The following is a 13,853-nucleotide window of genomic DNA, read 5'->3' as shown; positions in this document are numbered from 1 at the left end:
CCGAATTTTGTTTTCGCCGATGGGGGTTTGGTAATTTACCAACGACTTTACCTACCAACCTATTGGGCCAGCCACTGGGCCGGGTCCACAGGAGCGCCACGATGGCGAATTTCAAAGTATAGGCCGGATTCCACTTGGCCGCCGGTTGCCCCTACCGTAGCAATAGTATCGCCACCTGTCACCGAATCCCCCACCCGTTTGAGCAGACTTTGGTTGTAAGCATAGACCGTCAGGTATTGCTGGCCATGATCCACAATGATGAGGTTGCCAAAACCCCGCAACCATTCGGCGTAGACCACGGTGCCGGGGGCCACCACCTTGACAGGCGTGCCTTCCGGCGCGCGCAGCACCACGCCCCGCCAAACGCCGCCATCCGGGCGGTCGACCCCGAAACGGCCTTGCACCTGGCCGCGCACCGGCATGGCCAGGCCATGCTTCAAACCGCTGCCGCCGCCGACCGCAGGCGCGGCGCGGCTGGCCTGCTGAGCCGATGCACTGCGGGTTGGAGTGGTTTCGGGCTCGGCAGGTTCCGCTTTAGGTTCCGCTTTTTTAGGCGTTTCTGCGGGTTTTTCCGCTGCCGCGGGCGGCGTTTGAACCGGATCGGTCAAACGCGTGTGTTTCTGTTCAGCCGGACGTAATCCTGCGGCGTCCGGGTCGGCCACGGCGACCGGCCCGCGATTCTGCCGCGAGGCCGCTTCGACTTGTTCACGCGCCTGCGCGGCATCGCGGGCATCCCGCGAATCGCGATCACGGCGCGCAGCAGCGTCGGCGGCCAGCTTGCGGTCGGCCTCGGCCTTCTTGCGGGCTTCGTCCGCACGGCGTTCGGCCTCGGCACGTTTTTTGGCCTCTTCGGCGGCGCGGCGGGCTTCTTCCACACGACGGGCCTCTTCCGCCTTCTTGCGCGCTTCCTCGGCCTTGCGGGCCTCTTCGATCTGCTTGGCGATGGCCGCATCCAGATCGGTGATCAGGCGCGACAGGCGCTGATCATCGCGGCCCAGCTTGTTGGCCTCGGCGCGCTGGGCGGCAATCTGCCCTTCCAGCTGCGCCAGCAAGGTGGCGCGCTCTTTCTGCTGGCCGACCAGAGCGGTCTTCTGCTCCGAGGTCTCGGCCACGACTTTTTCAATTTCCGCGCGCCGGGCGTCGGCACGCGTCTGCAATGCGGCCAGGCGTTCGATGTCTTCGCGCAAGGCCTGCACCGCGTTGGCGCGGGCTTGCGACACGTAATCCAGGTAACCCAGGTTGCGGCCCAGCACTTGGGGATCGTCACCAGACAGCAGCGCCGTCCACGGCGACAAGCCGCTGGTGTACTGGGTGCGCAATTGTTCGGCCAGTTCCGTGCGGCGTTTGGCCAGCACGGTTTCCTGCACGCCGATCTGCTTTTCCAGCCCGGTCAGGTCCGCCTGCGCCTGGCGGTTGGCCTCGGCCAGCTCCCGCAGGCGCAGGTTGATCTTGGAGATGGCCGATTCCGATTGCTTCAACGCATCGGCGGCTTCCTTGCGGGCGGCCTCGCGGCCATCGATATCCTTTTGCAGGTTTTCGATGCGATCCCGCAAGGCGGCCTGCTGACGCTCAGCGTCGGACTGGCGTCCGGCAAGGTCGTTGGGCGCGGCCCGAGCCGACAACGCTCCGCCGGTCAACATGACCGCCAACAACACCCCTGCCGTGCGACGCATAGTAGGACCTGCTCTCACCGGAGGGAGCCTCGCACAGGCTGAAAATCGGGTGCCGGGCTAGGCGTGGCCGACGCCGCGTGGCCTGCACCACGCAAGGAGGCTACAACAACGCCAGGCGCCCGATTTTCAGCCTGCCCGAAGGGTGATTGCGCAATCATGCGAGGTTCCATCTGGTGTGAACAGGTCCTTTAGTCCTTCTTAGCCTTGCCTTGGGCTGCGACCGCAGCCATGGCCGCCTCGATCTCGGCGGCGTCGCCCAGATAATAGTGGCGGATCGGGCGCAGGTCATCATCCAATTCGTAGACCAGCGGCTGGCCAGTCGGAATGTTCACGTTGACGATGTCGTCGTCCGACACATTGTCCAGGTGCTTGATCAGGGCGCGCAGGCTGTTGCCGTGGGCGGCGACCAGCACCTTGCGGCCGGCGCGGATGGCCGGGGCGATCGATTCGTTCCAGAACGGCAGCACGCGGGCCACGGTGTCTTTCAGGCACTCGGTGGCGGGCAGCTGGTCAGCCGGGATCTTGGCGTAGCGGCTGTCGAAACGCGGGTGGCGTTCGTCGTCCAGCGCCAGCGGTTCCGGGGCGATGGCGTAGGCGCGGCGCCAGATCAGGACCTGCTCGTCGCCATACTTGGCGGCGGTCTCGGCCTTGTTCAAGCCTTGCAGCGCGCCGTAGTGGCGTTCGTTCAGGCGCCAGTTCACGCCGACCGGGGTGTACATGGCGTCCATGGCGTCCAGCGCGATCCACAGGGTGCGGATGGCGCGCTTGAGCAGCGACGAATAGGCCAGATCGAAGGTGTAGCCCTCTTTCTTCAGCAATTCGCCCGCCTTGCGGGCCTGTTCGCGGCCGGTTTCGGTCAGGTCGACGTCGGTCCAGCCGGTGAAACGGTTTTCCAGATTCCACTGGCTTTCGCCGTGGCGCATCAGAACGAGTTTATGCATGGTTTGGCACGCTTTCCGCGCGGGTTAAAGTTAAAGGATGGTTAAAGAATGCGCTCATTTTATAATTGAGTGATTTTGCCCTTGATTTAGCCCCGGCGCACCCGTCCATTTCCCTGGCGCGGCGACCCGGATTTCATCTCGGGTTCGCCGTTACCAGGCTCGTCGCCACCCTTCAGGATGCCCCGTGGATCTTTTGCAATTCTTGCTCGATAAAAACAACGTCTTCATCGTCGGCGTGGCCGTGATCTCCGGCGTGATGCTGGCGATTCCAGCCTTGCGCAAGGGCCGCTCAGGCTCGGCCGTCAGCACCGGCGAAGCCATTCAGATGGTCAACCAGCGCAACGCTGTCTGGGTTGACGTGCGCCCCGCCGAACAGTTCCAGGCCGGCCATATCGCCCAGGCCCGCAACGTGCCGGCCGCCGATCTCGAACAAAAGGCCGCGTCGCTGCCCAAGAACAAGCCGCTGGTTGTGGTGTGCGATAACGGCCGTGACTCGGCCCGCGCCGCCGCCAAGCTGCGCGCCCAGGGTTTCGCGGACGTCGTGCCGCTGGACGGCGGCATGCGCGCCTGGTCGGCCGCCAGCCTGCCGGTCACCCAAAAGGGCTGAGCGCGGCTCGCCCCCTTTTTCATCTTGAATCCTCAGGAGCGCCTATGAATAAAGTTGTCATGTACAGCAAGGACTATTGTCCATATTGCGCACGCGCCAAGGCTCTGCTTGAGCAACGCGGCGTGAGTGACCTGGAAATCATCCAGATCGACCGGGACCCGTCCCAGCGCGATGTCATGATCGAACGTACCGGCCGACGCACCGTGCCGCAAATCTTTATTGGCGATACCCATGTCGGCGGTTGCGACGACCTGATGGCCCTGGATCGCTCGGGTGGCCTTGCCCCCTTGCTGAACGGCTAATCGCCTTACCTTTGCCCCCTCCCACCAACGGAAACACTCATGGCTGATCAAGACCAAAACACCCAGCAAGAAGGCGGCAACGACGCGCCCTCGTTCAATCTGCAACGCGTCTACCTGAAAGACCTTTCGCTGGAAATGCCGAACGCGCCCCACGTCTTCCTGGAGCAAGAAGCCCCCCAGGTTGAAGTGAGCATCACCGTGGGCGGCCAGCGCCTGGCCGAAACCGTGTTCGAAACCACGGTCACCGTCACCGTCACGACCCGCATCAACGACAAGGTCGTGTACCTGGTTGAAGGCACGCAAGCCGGCATCTTCGAAGCGGCCAACATCCCCGAAGAGCAGCTCGATCCGCTGCTGGGCATTGTTTGCCCGACGATGCTGTACCCGTACCTGCGCGCCAACATCGCCGATGCGATCACCCGCACCTCGATGCCGCCGCTGCACCTGACCGAAGTCAACTTCCAAGCTCTGTACGAACAGCGCCTGGCCGAGTTGCAACAGCAGCAGCAAGGCGCCGCCAACGGCAATGGCAACGGCAGCGACTCGGGCATCATCCTGCCCGCCAGCGCCACCCGCCAGTAAGCACGCCACGCCCCGATGAACCATCCCACCGAGCCGCGCTTGCGCGTTGCTGTTCTGGGTGCGGGAAGTTGGGGCACCGCGCTGGCGGCGGCCTCCAGCCGCCGCCACGCCACCACGCTTTGGGCGCGCGACGCCGCGCAGGCTGCCGCCATGGCCGCCACGCATGAAAACGCGCGCTATCTGCCGGGCATCTCTCTGCCCAAGTCCCTGAATTTTTCCTCTGATCTCGACGCCACGCTGCGCAGCCTGCAAGACGAGGGCGCACGCCGCCTGATCGTGCTGGGCGTACCTGTGGCCGGGCTGACCGCCATTTGCAGCGAACTGTCGCGCCGGCTGCCCGCGTTGGGATTACAAGACACCCCCATCGTCTGGACGTGCAAAGGCTTTGAAGCCGACACGGCCAGGCTGCCCCACGAAATCATGCGCCAGGCGCTGCCTGACGCCATCGGCGGCGCCTTGTCGGGCCCGTCGTTTGCGCGCGAAGTCGCTCAAGGCCTGCCGGTTGCGCTGACGGTCGCCAGCACCAGCACCGCATTGCGTGACGCCACCACATCCGCGTTTCACGGCGCGGCGCTGCGCGTGTACGCCAGCGCTGATCTGGTCGGCGTGGAAGTGGGCGGCGCGCTGAAAAACGTGATTGCGGTCGCCTGTGGCATTGGCGACGGGCTGGCGCTGGGCACCAACGCCCGCGCCGCGCTGATCACCCGCGGCCTGGCCGAAATGACCCGCTTTGGCGTTGCGCTGGGCGCACGCGCCAGCACCTTCGCCGGCCTGACGGGCCTGGGCGACCTGGTGCTGACCGCCACGGGCGAACTGTCGCGCAACCGCCGCGTGGGCCTGGAAATCGGCGCCGGCCGCAAGCTGGCCGACATTCTGGCCAGCGGCATCACCGCCGAAGGCGTGCGCTGCGCCCGCGCCGCGCGCGACCGCGCCCGCGCCATCAACGTCGAACTGCCCATCACCGAAGCCGTCTGCGCCGTGCTGTTTGACGGCGTCGCCCCCATGACCGCGGTGTCCGCCCTGCTTGCGCGCGACCCGCGCGACGAAAGCGCGGACGCCAGCGGCCCGCTGGACGACGAATCGCTGGGCGGTCACCTCTGATTTCACCCTAACAACAAAACACCCGCCCCCTTTCGAGGAGACATCCTTCATGACGCAAACCCGCAAGCTCCGGGTCGGCCCGCTTCTGCGCGGCCTGTGCCTGGCTCTAGCCGCCGTGCTGCCGGCCGCCGCCCATGCCGACTGGCCCGATCACCCGATCCATATGGTCGTGCCCTTCCCGCCCGGCTCGTCGCCGGACATTCTGGCGCGCACGATTTCCGAGCCGCTGTCGCAAGCGCTGGGCCAGCCCATCGTCATCGACAACAAGCCGGGTGCGGGCGGCAACATCGGCACGCGCATCGTGTCGCAGGCCAAACCCGACGGCTACACGTTGCTCTACACGATCAACGGCCCGCTGGTCACGGCCCCCACGCTGTACAAGAAGACGCTGGGCTATGACCCCATCAACGATCTCGCGCCGATCTCGCTGGTAGGCACCAGCCCCAACGTGCTGGTCGTGCCGGGCAGCCTGAAGGTCGACAACGTCCAGGACTTCGTCAAACTCGTCAAAGGCCGCGGCAACTCGCTGAACTACGGTTCGGTCGGCCCGGGCAGTTCGGCGCATCTGGCGATGGAAATGTTCAAGGAACGCGCCGGTGTGGACCTGGCGCACATTCCCTATTCCGGCTTCCCGCAGGTCATTACCGCCATCATCGGCGGCGATGTGCAAGCCGGGTTCATGGTGCCCGCCATCGCCGTGCCGCAAGCGCGCGACGGCAAGGTCAAGCTGCTGGCCGTGACCAGCCTGCAACCCAGCGAAGCGCTGCCGGGCGTGCCGACGATGGCCTCGCAAGGCTACCCCGACTTCGAAGCCATTTCGTGGAACGCGGTGCTGGCCCCCGCAGGCACACCCACCCCGATCGTTGAACGGCTCAATAGCGAGCTGGCCCGCATCATCAACAGCGACGCCGTGCGCAAGCAACTGGCGTTGCAGTACTTCACGCCCGCGCCGTCCACACCGGAAGCCCTGACCGCCCGCATCAAGAATGAGAAGGCGCGTTGGGACCAGGTGATTGAAAAGCTGAACCTGTCGCTGGATTAAGCGCGCCGTTCAGGAACAGGCGGCGTGCTTACACGCCGCCTTCAAACCCTTGCTGACGCCACGCTTCGAACACCGTCACCGCGACGGCGTTTGACAGGTTCAAACTGCGCTGCCCGGCGCGCATCGGCAAGCGCAAGCGCTGCTGGGGCGCGAACATCGCCTGATGTTCGTCGGATAGCCCGGCCGTCTCGCGGCCGAATACGAACACATCCCCCGGCTTGAATCCGATGTCTGCCACGCTGCGCTGCGCCTGCGTCGTCAGCGCGTAGATGCTGGAGGCGTCCGCCCCCGTATCGTCCAGCGCTTCCTGCAACGTGTCGTGCACACGCACGGGCTGCCACTCGTGATAATCCAGGCCGGCGCGCCGCATGCGGGCATCGTCCAATTCAAAACCCAGCGGGCGCACCAGGTGCAATTGGGCACCGGTGTTGGCGCACAGGCGGATGGCGTTGCCGGTGTTGGGGGGAATCTCGGGGCAGACGAGGATGACGTGGAACATGGTGGGGCTACAGGGCGAAGGCTAGGGGAAAGTCTGGGCGGCGGGTCTGGGCGAAGGGGCTAGGCCGAAAGCCGAGCCCCCAATACAAGACGGCGAAAACGCGGACGGAATGCGGAGCAGCGACGCGCCGCCTGGCGGAATTGTCGCCGATTTGCGGCGCAAGGCGTTCGGGGTCACGGCGTACGGGCGAMCACCAGCACGGTCACCCCGGCCGCGCCCGCCGCCAGCAAGGCGACGGCGGCGGCTTCAACGGTGCTGCCCGTGGTCATGACGTCGTCCACCACCGCGACATGCCGGCCCCGCACCGATGGCGCGCCCAGAAACACGCCCGCCGCCACCTGCTGCCGAGCGCGCCGGCCCAACGCGGTCTGCCGGGGCGTTTCGCGCCGCCTGCGCAGCGCGTGGCGGACAAGCGGCACATGCAGTTCCGCCGACAAACTGCGCGCGATCTCCGCCGCCGGATTCATGCCGCGCAGGCGCAGCGACGCTCGGCTGGCGGGAATGGGCGCCAGCAAGATGCCTTCGGGCAGCCCGCCTTCGCTGCGAACGGCGTCAGCCAGCAGGCGCGCCAGCACCGGCGCCATGCTCAAGCGCAGCTGGGTCTTCAGCATGCGAATCAGGGCGTCAGCGGGGGGCAGGTAGTCGAACGCGACGATCGTGCGCAGGTAGGCGCGCGGGGCGCCCAGACAAGCCGGACAGGTTGACGCCGTATTGGGTAAGCGCAAGGCGCAACGCGGACAACGCGGCGGGCTGCCGGGCGGAGCAAAGGTGATGTCAGCCTGGCACCCACCACATAGCCGCGCCCCCGCCACACGCGCGCCGCACAGCGGGCAGTCGCAGCCGATTCGGGCCGCCAACCACCGCCCCATGGCCTGTAGGGGCAATCGGGTACGTCGGCCGGGATGCGCAATAATGGGTGCCATCCCCCATGAAATCATGTTCCGCCCCGCGGCGACGTCGCGGGCGTGACCGAAATGTCCCTGCCAGAATCCGCCCCTCTCCCCACTCTTCCCATCGTCAGCGCCGATGTGCCGCGCCAGTTTGCCCGCCGTGGCGACTTGTCTGACGCTCAATTTCTGTATGGCGAAGTGGCCCGCCGCATGCTTGGCCGCCTGCAATACATACGCGTACAACCGCAAGCGATGCTGGATGCGGGCTGTGGGGCCGGCGATAACCTGCCCCTGCTGCGCGAACGCTACCCAGATGCCGCCTACACCGGGCTGGACAATTGCGAACCGCTGCTGGAGCTGGCCAGAAAGCGCCACGCGCCTGCGGGCCTGGGCGCCTGGATCGGCAAGCTGGCCCGCCGCGGCCCGTCTGCCCCGGCCTTCGTCAACGCCGATCTGGCGGAGACGGGGCTGGCCCCGGAATCGCTGGAACTGGTCTGGTCGAACCTGGCCATGCACTGGCACCGCGCCCCGCATGCGGTACTGGCCGAATGGCGGCGCATCCTGAAGGTGGGCGGGCTAGCGATGTTCTCCTGTCTGGGGCCGGCCACGCTGCGCGAGCTGCGCCAGGCGTTGACCGACGCCGGCCTGGCCACCGCCACGCCGTCCTTTGTGGACATGCACGACTTTGGTGACCTGCTGGTGGAAAACGGCTTTGCCGACCCGGTCATGGACCAGGAAATCCTGACCTTGACCTACCGCAGCCCCGAAAAGCTGCTGGCGGACGTGCGCGCGCTAGGCGGCAACCCGGCTGAAGGCCGTCGTGGCGGGCTGGTCGGCCGCGACTGGCGCGACCGCCTCGTCGCCGCGCTGGAAGCGCAGCGACGGCCCGACGGGCTGATCGCATTGAGTATTGAAGTGGCCTATGGCCACGCTTGGCGCGCCGCCGCGCATCGAACGGTGGCCGGAGAAACCCGGCTGTCCGTCAGCGCCATCGGCGGCCGGCAGCGCGGAAACCCCTGAACAGGGTCCGCGCCCCGGAACGCGTACCTAGTGCAGGCGTTCCGGCAGGGGCACGCTGACCCCCGGTTCAGAGGCCGACAAAGGCTGCATCGGCTCAGAGTTCGCCCGGATACGGCGGCGCAGCACCGCCGTGGGTTCCGCCGGGGCAGCGGCAGCCGCCGACTCGCCACGCCAGGCATGCGCCATGGCGTCAACCACCAGCGGCAGGTCACGCAGGCGATGAAACTGGCTGCGCAGCCAGCGCGCATCGTTGCCGCTGCGCATGGCTTCGTCGCGCAGCGCGGCGATCATGTCGCCCGTGCCCAGCTCTTCCGCCACCGGCATCAGGCGCTGGAACAAGGCGCGCAGATGGTCCATCAGGCGCAGTCGCTGGCCGTCCGGCGTGACATAACTGCCCTGCAAGCCAAAACGGCAAGCCTGGAAGTGGTTGCTGCGATAGGACAGCCACGCCTTGTCGCTGGGGTCCTCTTCACGCATCAGCAGCACCGCCAGGGCCTGAGCGAATGCCGCGATCTGGCAAGCGCGTTCAACCGTCAGCGGGGTGTCGCAGACGCGGATCTCGACCGTGCCGAACTCCGGCTTCGGGCGGATATCCCAGTACAAGTCCTTGATGCTTTCCGCCAGGCCGTATTCACGCAGCTGGGCCAGATGGGCCTCGAACTGATACCAGTCCTTTACTTCAGGCGGCATGTGGCCAGCCAGCGGGAAGCTGTTCACCGCGTTCAGACGCGAGCACGAAAAAAGCGTATCCACGCCCTCGCAGTACGGCGACGAGGCCGACAGCGCGATGAAGTGCGGCACATAGGGGGACAGACGGCGCAGCAGCTTGATGGAATCGTCGCCGCTTTTCACGCCCAAGTGGATGTGTTGGCCGAAAACCGTAAATTGACGCGCCAGGTAACCGTACATTTCGGCCAGGTACTGGAAGCGCGGGGTGTCCGAGATAGAGCGCTCTTGCCACCGCATGAACGGATGCGCCCCGCCGCCTGCGACCGATACGCCGACCGCGTCGGCGGCTTCGACCAAGGCGTCGCGCATCTCGCGCATTTCGGCCAGCAGGCCCATGGGGAGCTCATGCACCGAGGAATTCAGTTCGATCATTGACCGCGTGATTTCCGGTTTAACGCGATCGGCAATGGGGTGGTTGGCCATCTGGGCCAACAGTTCATCGGAGGCAGCGGTCAAATCAAAACTACGGGGGTCGATCAGTTGCAGCTCGAGTTCGATGCCCAAGGTGTTGGGGGCCGACGAAATGAACGGGATCTGTTCCATCTCGGACTCCTTTGAATGTTTGATGAGGGATGCGCCGTTCGACCTTGAAGCCCGGCAACATCCCGGGGGGCACTAGACGGCAGCTTGTGAACGCATGATAGCCGCAGGTTTGTGGCAAAACGATTGAAAATCGTGACATTTGTGTGCAACATCGCGAAGCATCCAGTTTTGCCCTCTGAGGATAAGTGAGCAAGTGCTTACAACATAGAAACGGCGCGGGTTGCGGGCCGATGGCGGCGGCAATCCAAGTCAGGAAGCGGATTTCGAGAGGGGGTGGGATAACCCTTTATCGGGTTATCCCGGGTGAAAATTCGAGCCCGGTGGCCCTTATTTGCGCCAGAAAATGGGCGTGAACAGCACCAGCACGGTCAGCAATTCCAAGCGGCCAATCAGCATGGCGAAGGTGCAGACCCAGATCTGGAAATCAGACAGCACGGCGAAGTTGCCCATGGGGCCCACCGGGCCCAAGCCCGGGCCGGTGTTGTTGACGCTGGCGAAAACGGCCGAGAACGCCGTAATCGGGTCCAGCCCAGAGAGCAGCAGCAGGCTTGTGAAAACCGCGATAGAAAGCCCGTAGAACAGCATGAAGGCCAGCACGGACGACATGGTGCGGCCCTCAACGGCCCGGCCGTTGATTCGCACCGGGCTGACCGCATGCGGGTGCAACATTGTTACCAGCTCGTTGCGCGCCTGTTTGACCAGCAGGATCGCGCGAATCATCTTGATGCCGCCCCCGGTTGACCCGGCCGACGTCGCGAAGCCGGACAGCAGCAGCATCGTCAGCGGTGCAAACAGGGGCCACTGCGCGAAGTCCGTGTTGGCGTAACCGGTGGTGGTGGCCATCGAAATGGTGTTGAACATGCCGTAGCGCAGCGCTTCCAGCGGCTCGGCGTAGACGCCCTTGACGTACAGGAACACCGAAATGACCAGCCCCACCCCCAGCACGATGACCAGGTACGGAATGGCTTCCGGACACCGCACGTAGGCGCGCGGGCTGCGCTGGCGGAAGGCGTTGAAGTGGGTGGCGAAGTTGATGCCGGCGATCAGCATGAACACCATGGCCACCATTTCCACGGCCACCGAATCGAAGTGGGCGAACCCATCGTCCCAGGTGGAAAAACCGCCCAGGCCCATCGTGGTGGCCATGTGGCACCAGGCTTCAAACCACGACAGCCCCACCGCCCGGTAGGCCAGGAAGCACAGGATCGAGAACACGAAGTACACCGCGTACAGCGCCTTGGCCGTGCTGGCGATGCGCGGCGTCAGGCGCTCGTCCTTCATGGGCCCGGGCGTTTCGGCCCGCACGACCTGATGGCCGCCCACGCCCAGCAGCGGCAAAATCGCCACGGCCAGCACCAGGATGCCCATGCCGCCAATCCAGATCAGCGTGGCGCGCCACAGGTTGATCGACGCAGGCAAGGCGTCCAGGTTGGTCAGCACCGTGGCGCCGGTGGTCGTCAGCCCGGACATGGCCTCGAAATAGGCGCCCGTGAACGACAGTGGCAGCCCCGCGCCGTGGAAGTACAGCATCAGCGGAATCGCGGCCAACAGCGGCAGCCCGGCCCACACGGCCGAGACCAACACAAAGCCGTCACGCGCCCGGAGTTCACAGCGGCTGCGCCGGGTCAACGCGGCCAGCCCGCCCCCGATGCCCACAGATATCAGGAAGCCATTCAGGAACGCCTGGCGCGCGGCGTCGCCGCCGACATACGCGACCACCAACGGAATCAGCATGGTGAGGGCGAACATCACCATGGTCAGACCCAAGATATAGAGGGTGCCCAGGACGCGCTTCATGGGAGCCTATCCAGCGGCGCGTGGCCCGCAAGGGGGCATGGGAACGGCGCGCATCAGAAGAAGGACGCCGAGACTTGGAACAGCTTTTCCACGCGCGGCATCTGCCGGCGCGAGGGCACAAAGACGATCACGTGGTCGTCCGTTTCGATAACGGTGTCGGCGTCGGGCATGATGATTTCGTCACCCCGGACCAGAGCGCCGATGCTGGCGCCCTTGGGCAGGCTGATCTGGCCAACCGGCCGGCCCACCACCTTGGAGGTGGAACGGTCGCCGTGGGCGATGGCCTCCAACGCTTCCGCCACGCCTTGGCGCAGCCGGTGCACGGCCGCCACGTCGCCGCGCCGCACATGGCGCAGCAGTTCGCTCATCGTCGCCTGCGACGGCGACACGGCGATGTCGATATGGCTGCCTTGCATCAGCTCGCCATACGCCTGCCGGTTGATCAGCGCGATCACCTTGCGAGCGCCCAGCCGCTTGGCCAGCAACGACGACATGATGTTGTCTTCGTCGTCGCTGGTCAGGGCCAGCCAGGTATCCATGTCTTCGATATTTTCGCGTTCCAGCAGGGCCTCGTCCGTGCCGCTGCCATGCAGCACCAGTACGCTGTCGGGCAACTGGGTCGCCAGGTATTCGCAACGCTTCAGGTCGCGCTCGATGATGCGGACGCTGTACTTTTCTTCGGCCAGCTGGCGCGCCAGACGCAGGCCGATATTGCCGCCGCCCGCGATCATCACCCGGCGCACGGCGCGCTCGGCATCGCGCAACTGACGCACGGCACGGCGCGCATCCCGCGAATCCACCACCAGCACGACTTCGTCACCCGGGGCGATCACGGTGCCGCTGCCCGCCCGCAGCGGGCGTCCGCCGCGCAAGACGTCGATCACGCGCGCCTTTACGTCCGGCCAGACATCACGCAGCTTGTCGACGGACGAATGCGCCATCGGGCTGCCGTGGCCGACCCGCACGGTGACAACGCTGATGCGGCCTTCGGCGAATTCCACAACCTGCAAGGCCTCGGGAAATTCGATCAGGCTGTGCAGATAGGTCGTGACGCTGCGTTCGGGGCTGATCAGGGCGTCGATGCAGAAACCGTCTTCGCTCATCAATTCCGGGTGTTCCGGAAATTCCGCGGAGCGGATGCGGGCAATGCGGCGGGGGATGTTGAACAGCTGGCGGGCGATCTTGCACGCCACCATGTTGGCGGCGTCAGAGGCCGCACAGGCGATGAACAGGTCGGTATCAGCGGCGCCAGCGGCTTCCAGCACCGACACTTGCGAGCCGTCGCCATGGACGACCCGCAAGTCGAAGTGTTCTTGCAGGTACTGCAATTGCGTGGGATCAGAATCCACCACGGTGATGTCGTTTTCCTCGGACACCAGGTTTTCGGCCACGCTGGTGCCTACGCGACCAGCGCCCATGATCAGGATTTTCATGTGCTGCGCTTGCGCGCCGACTCGATGCCCAATTGCTTGAGCTTGCGGTAGAGGTGAGTACGTTCCAGCCCGGTGCGTTCCGACACACGCGTCATGCTGTGGCTTTCGCGGACCAGGTGGTATTCGAAATAGATGCGTTCGAACTCGTCGCGCGCTTCCCGCAGCGGCTGATCCAGCGAAATGCTGCCCAGCAGCCCGTTGGACGCCACCGGCGCGTCATTGGCGGGCGCCGTCGTCAGCACGGGGGGATCAAGCTCGTCTTCAAGCGCCACGGTGGCGCTGGCGGCGGCAGGATGTGCGGCAACCGGCGCCGGATGCGGCGCGCGGCCGCGCGCCAAACCCGCCGCAACGGTCTTCAAGAGACGTTGCAGCGTGATCGGTTTTTCCAGGAAATCCATGGCGCCGATGCGCGTCGCTTCGACTGCCGTATCGATGGTGGCGTGGCCGCTCATCATGATCACCGGCATGTCGAGCAGGCCTTGCGAGCCCCACTCCTTCAGCAAACTCACGCCATCGGTGTCGGGCATCCAGATGTCCAGCAACACCAAATCAGGACGCATGCGAAGGCGTGCGGCGCGCGCTTGCGCCGCGTTTTCGGCCAGTTCGACCGTGTGTCCTTCGTCGTAAAGGATCTCCGACAAAAGCTCGCGTATACCGACTTCGTCGTCAACCACCAGAATTCTGGCCATAAAGC

14 protein-coding genes are annotated in these 13,853 nt (G+C 65.3%); 6 read left to right on the top strand and 8 right to left on the bottom strand.

Annotated elements, in window-relative coordinates; all coding sequences use genetic code 11:
* Nucleotides 1–59: 59 nt before the first annotated feature.
* Both AC1DB0_RS20690 and gpmA read right to left on the bottom strand, forming a co-directional pair.
* Complete coding sequence (locus tag AC1DB0_RS20690) at nt 60–1,673, bottom strand: murein hydrolase activator EnvC family protein (protein WP_054420612.1); 1,614 nt, start codon at nt 1,671–1,673, stop codon at nt 60–62.
* A gap of 188 nt (nt 1,674–1,861) precedes the next feature.
* Nucleotides 1,862–2,614 carry a 2,3-diphosphoglycerate-dependent phosphoglycerate mutase gene (gene gpmA / locus AC1DB0_RS20685; protein ID WP_054420613.1) on the bottom strand — a complete coding sequence of 251 codons (753 nt, stop codon included), beginning with the start codon at nt 2,612–2,614 and terminating at the stop codon, nt 1,862–1,864.
* A gap of 184 nt (nt 2,615–2,798) precedes the next feature.
* Here gpmA and AC1DB0_RS20680 point away from each other — a divergent pair, with 184 nt between their 5' ends.
* From AC1DB0_RS20680 to AC1DB0_RS20660, 5 genes are read left to right on the top strand one after another with little or no spacing between them, the layout of a single operon-like run.
* Nucleotides 2,799–3,221 carry a rhodanese-like domain-containing protein gene (locus tag AC1DB0_RS20680; RefSeq protein WP_054420614.1) on the top strand — a complete coding sequence of 141 codons (423 nt, stop codon included), beginning with the start codon at nt 2,799–2,801 and terminating at the stop codon, nt 3,219–3,221.
* 44 nt (nt 3,222–3,265) lie between these two features.
* Nucleotides 3,266–3,523 (top strand): glutaredoxin 3, encoded by a 258-nt coding sequence (gene grxC / locus AC1DB0_RS20675; RefSeq protein ID WP_054420615.1) that lies wholly within the window; start codon nt 3,266–3,268, stop codon nt 3,521–3,523.
* Nucleotides 3,524–3,562: 39 nt separating this feature from the next.
* Nucleotides 3,563–4,105: a protein-export chaperone SecB gene (gene secB, locus AC1DB0_RS20670; protein ID WP_054420616.1), complete on the top strand. Its 543-nt coding sequence runs from the start codon at nt 3,563–3,565 to the stop codon at nt 4,103–4,105.
* Nucleotides 4,106–4,120: 15 nt separating this feature from the next.
* A complete protein-coding gene (locus tag AC1DB0_RS20665) occupies nt 4,121–5,206 on the top strand; it encodes an NAD(P)H-dependent glycerol-3-phosphate dehydrogenase (protein ID WP_054420617.1) in 1,086 nt (361 codons plus the stop codon).
* 49 nt (nt 5,207–5,255) lie between these two features.
* Entirely contained in the window at nt 5,256–6,248 is a 993-nt protein-coding gene (locus tag AC1DB0_RS20660) for a Bug family tripartite tricarboxylate transporter substrate binding protein (protein WP_175171751.1), read from the top strand.
* 28 nt (nt 6,249–6,276) lie between these two features.
* Here the strand turns inward: AC1DB0_RS20660 and AC1DB0_RS20655 are convergent, their stop codons facing one another.
* Both AC1DB0_RS20655 and AC1DB0_RS20650 read right to left on the bottom strand, forming a co-directional pair.
* The gene (locus AC1DB0_RS20655) at nt 6,277–6,747 is read right to left on the bottom strand and encodes a tRNA (cytidine(34)-2'-O)-methyltransferase (RefSeq protein WP_054420619.1); all 471 of its coding nucleotides are present in this window, start codon (nt 6,745–6,747) and stop codon (nt 6,277–6,279) included.
* 173 nt (nt 6,748–6,920) lie between these two features.
* Nucleotides 6,921–7,472: a ComF family protein gene (locus AC1DB0_RS20650; RefSeq protein WP_476758729.1), complete on the bottom strand. Its 552-nt coding sequence runs from the start codon at nt 7,470–7,472 to the stop codon at nt 6,921–6,923.
* Between the two features lie 249 nt (nt 7,473–7,721).
* On the opposite strand from AC1DB0_RS20650, the gene AC1DB0_RS20645 reads away from it, so the two are divergent.
* Nucleotides 7,722–8,657 (top strand): methyltransferase domain-containing protein, encoded by a 936-nt coding sequence (locus AC1DB0_RS20645; protein ID WP_054421346.1) that lies wholly within the window; start codon nt 7,722–7,724, stop codon nt 8,655–8,657.
* A gap of 27 nt (nt 8,658–8,684) precedes the next feature.
* On the opposite strand, the gene AC1DB0_RS20640 is transcribed toward AC1DB0_RS20645, so the two are convergent.
* From AC1DB0_RS20640 to AC1DB0_RS20625, 4 genes are all read right to left on the bottom strand, one after another.
* Nucleotides 8,685–9,929, bottom strand: a complete 1,245-nt coding sequence (locus AC1DB0_RS20640; RefSeq protein WP_476757533.1) for a YbdK family carboxylate-amine ligase — start codon at nt 9,927–9,929, stop codon at nt 8,685–8,687.
* Nucleotides 9,930–10,256: 327 nt separating this feature from the next.
* A complete protein-coding gene (locus AC1DB0_RS20635) occupies nt 10,257–11,726 on the bottom strand; it encodes a TrkH family potassium uptake protein (RefSeq protein WP_054420622.1) in 1,470 nt (489 codons plus the stop codon).
* 53 nt (nt 11,727–11,779) lie between these two features.
* The gene (gene trkA, locus AC1DB0_RS20630) at nt 11,780–13,159 is read right to left on the bottom strand and encodes a Trk system potassium transporter TrkA (RefSeq protein ID WP_054420623.1); all 1,380 of its coding nucleotides are present in this window, start codon (nt 13,157–13,159) and stop codon (nt 11,780–11,782) included.
* Nucleotides 13,156–13,848 (bottom strand): response regulator, encoded by a 693-nt coding sequence (locus AC1DB0_RS20625; protein WP_054420624.1) that lies wholly within the window; start codon nt 13,846–13,848, stop codon nt 13,156–13,158. Before AC1DB0_RS20625 ends, trkA begins: the two co-directional genes overlap by 4 nt.
* Between the last annotated feature and the right edge of the window lie 5 nt (nt 13,849–13,853).

Source organism: Achromobacter sp. 10T422 (genome assembly GCF_056394065.1).
Note: the sequence above shows the minus strand (reverse complement) of the source record. Positions and strands in the feature narration are given on the sequence as shown.

Coding starts and splice junctions, on each gene's coding strand:
- AC1DB0_RS20690 (WP_054420612.1), bottom strand. CDS start 1,673: ATGCGTCGCACGGCAGGGGTGTTGTTGGCGGTCATGTTGACCGGCGGA.
- gpmA (WP_054420613.1), bottom strand. CDS start 2,614: ATGCATAAACTCGTTCTGATGCGCCACGGCGAAAGCCAGTGGAATCTG.
- grxC (WP_054420615.1), top strand. CDS start 3,266: ATGAATAAAGTTGTCATGTACAGCAAGGACTATTGTCCATATTGCGCA.
- secB (WP_054420616.1), top strand. CDS start 3,563: ATGGCTGATCAAGACCAAAACACCCAGCAAGAAGGCGGCAACGACGCG.
- AC1DB0_RS20665 (WP_054420617.1), top strand. CDS start 4,121: ATGAACCATCCCACCGAGCCGCGCTTGCGCGTTGCTGTTCTGGGTGCG.
- AC1DB0_RS20660 (WP_175171751.1), top strand. CDS start 5,256: ATGACGCAAACCCGCAAGCTCCGGGTCGGCCCGCTTCTGCGCGGCCTG.
- AC1DB0_RS20655 (WP_054420619.1), bottom strand. CDS start 6,747: ATGTTCCACGTCATCCTCGTCTGCCCCGAGATTCCCCCCAACACCGGC.
- AC1DB0_RS20645 (WP_054421346.1), top strand. CDS start 7,722: ATGTCCCTGCCAGAATCCGCCCCTCTCCCCACTCTTCCCATCGTCAGC.
- AC1DB0_RS20640 (WP_476757533.1), bottom strand. CDS start 9,929: ATGGAACAGATCCCGTTCATTTCGTCGGCCCCCAACACCTTGGGCATC.
- AC1DB0_RS20635 (WP_054420622.1), bottom strand. CDS start 11,726: ATGAAGCGCGTCCTGGGCACCCTCTATATCTTGGGTCTGACCATGGTG.
- trkA (WP_054420623.1), bottom strand. CDS start 13,159: ATGAAAATCCTGATCATGGGCGCTGGTCGCGTAGGCACCAGCGTGGCC.
- AC1DB0_RS20625 (WP_054420624.1), bottom strand. CDS start 13,848: ATGGCCAGAATTCTGGTGGTTGACGACGAAGTCGGTATACGCGAGCTT.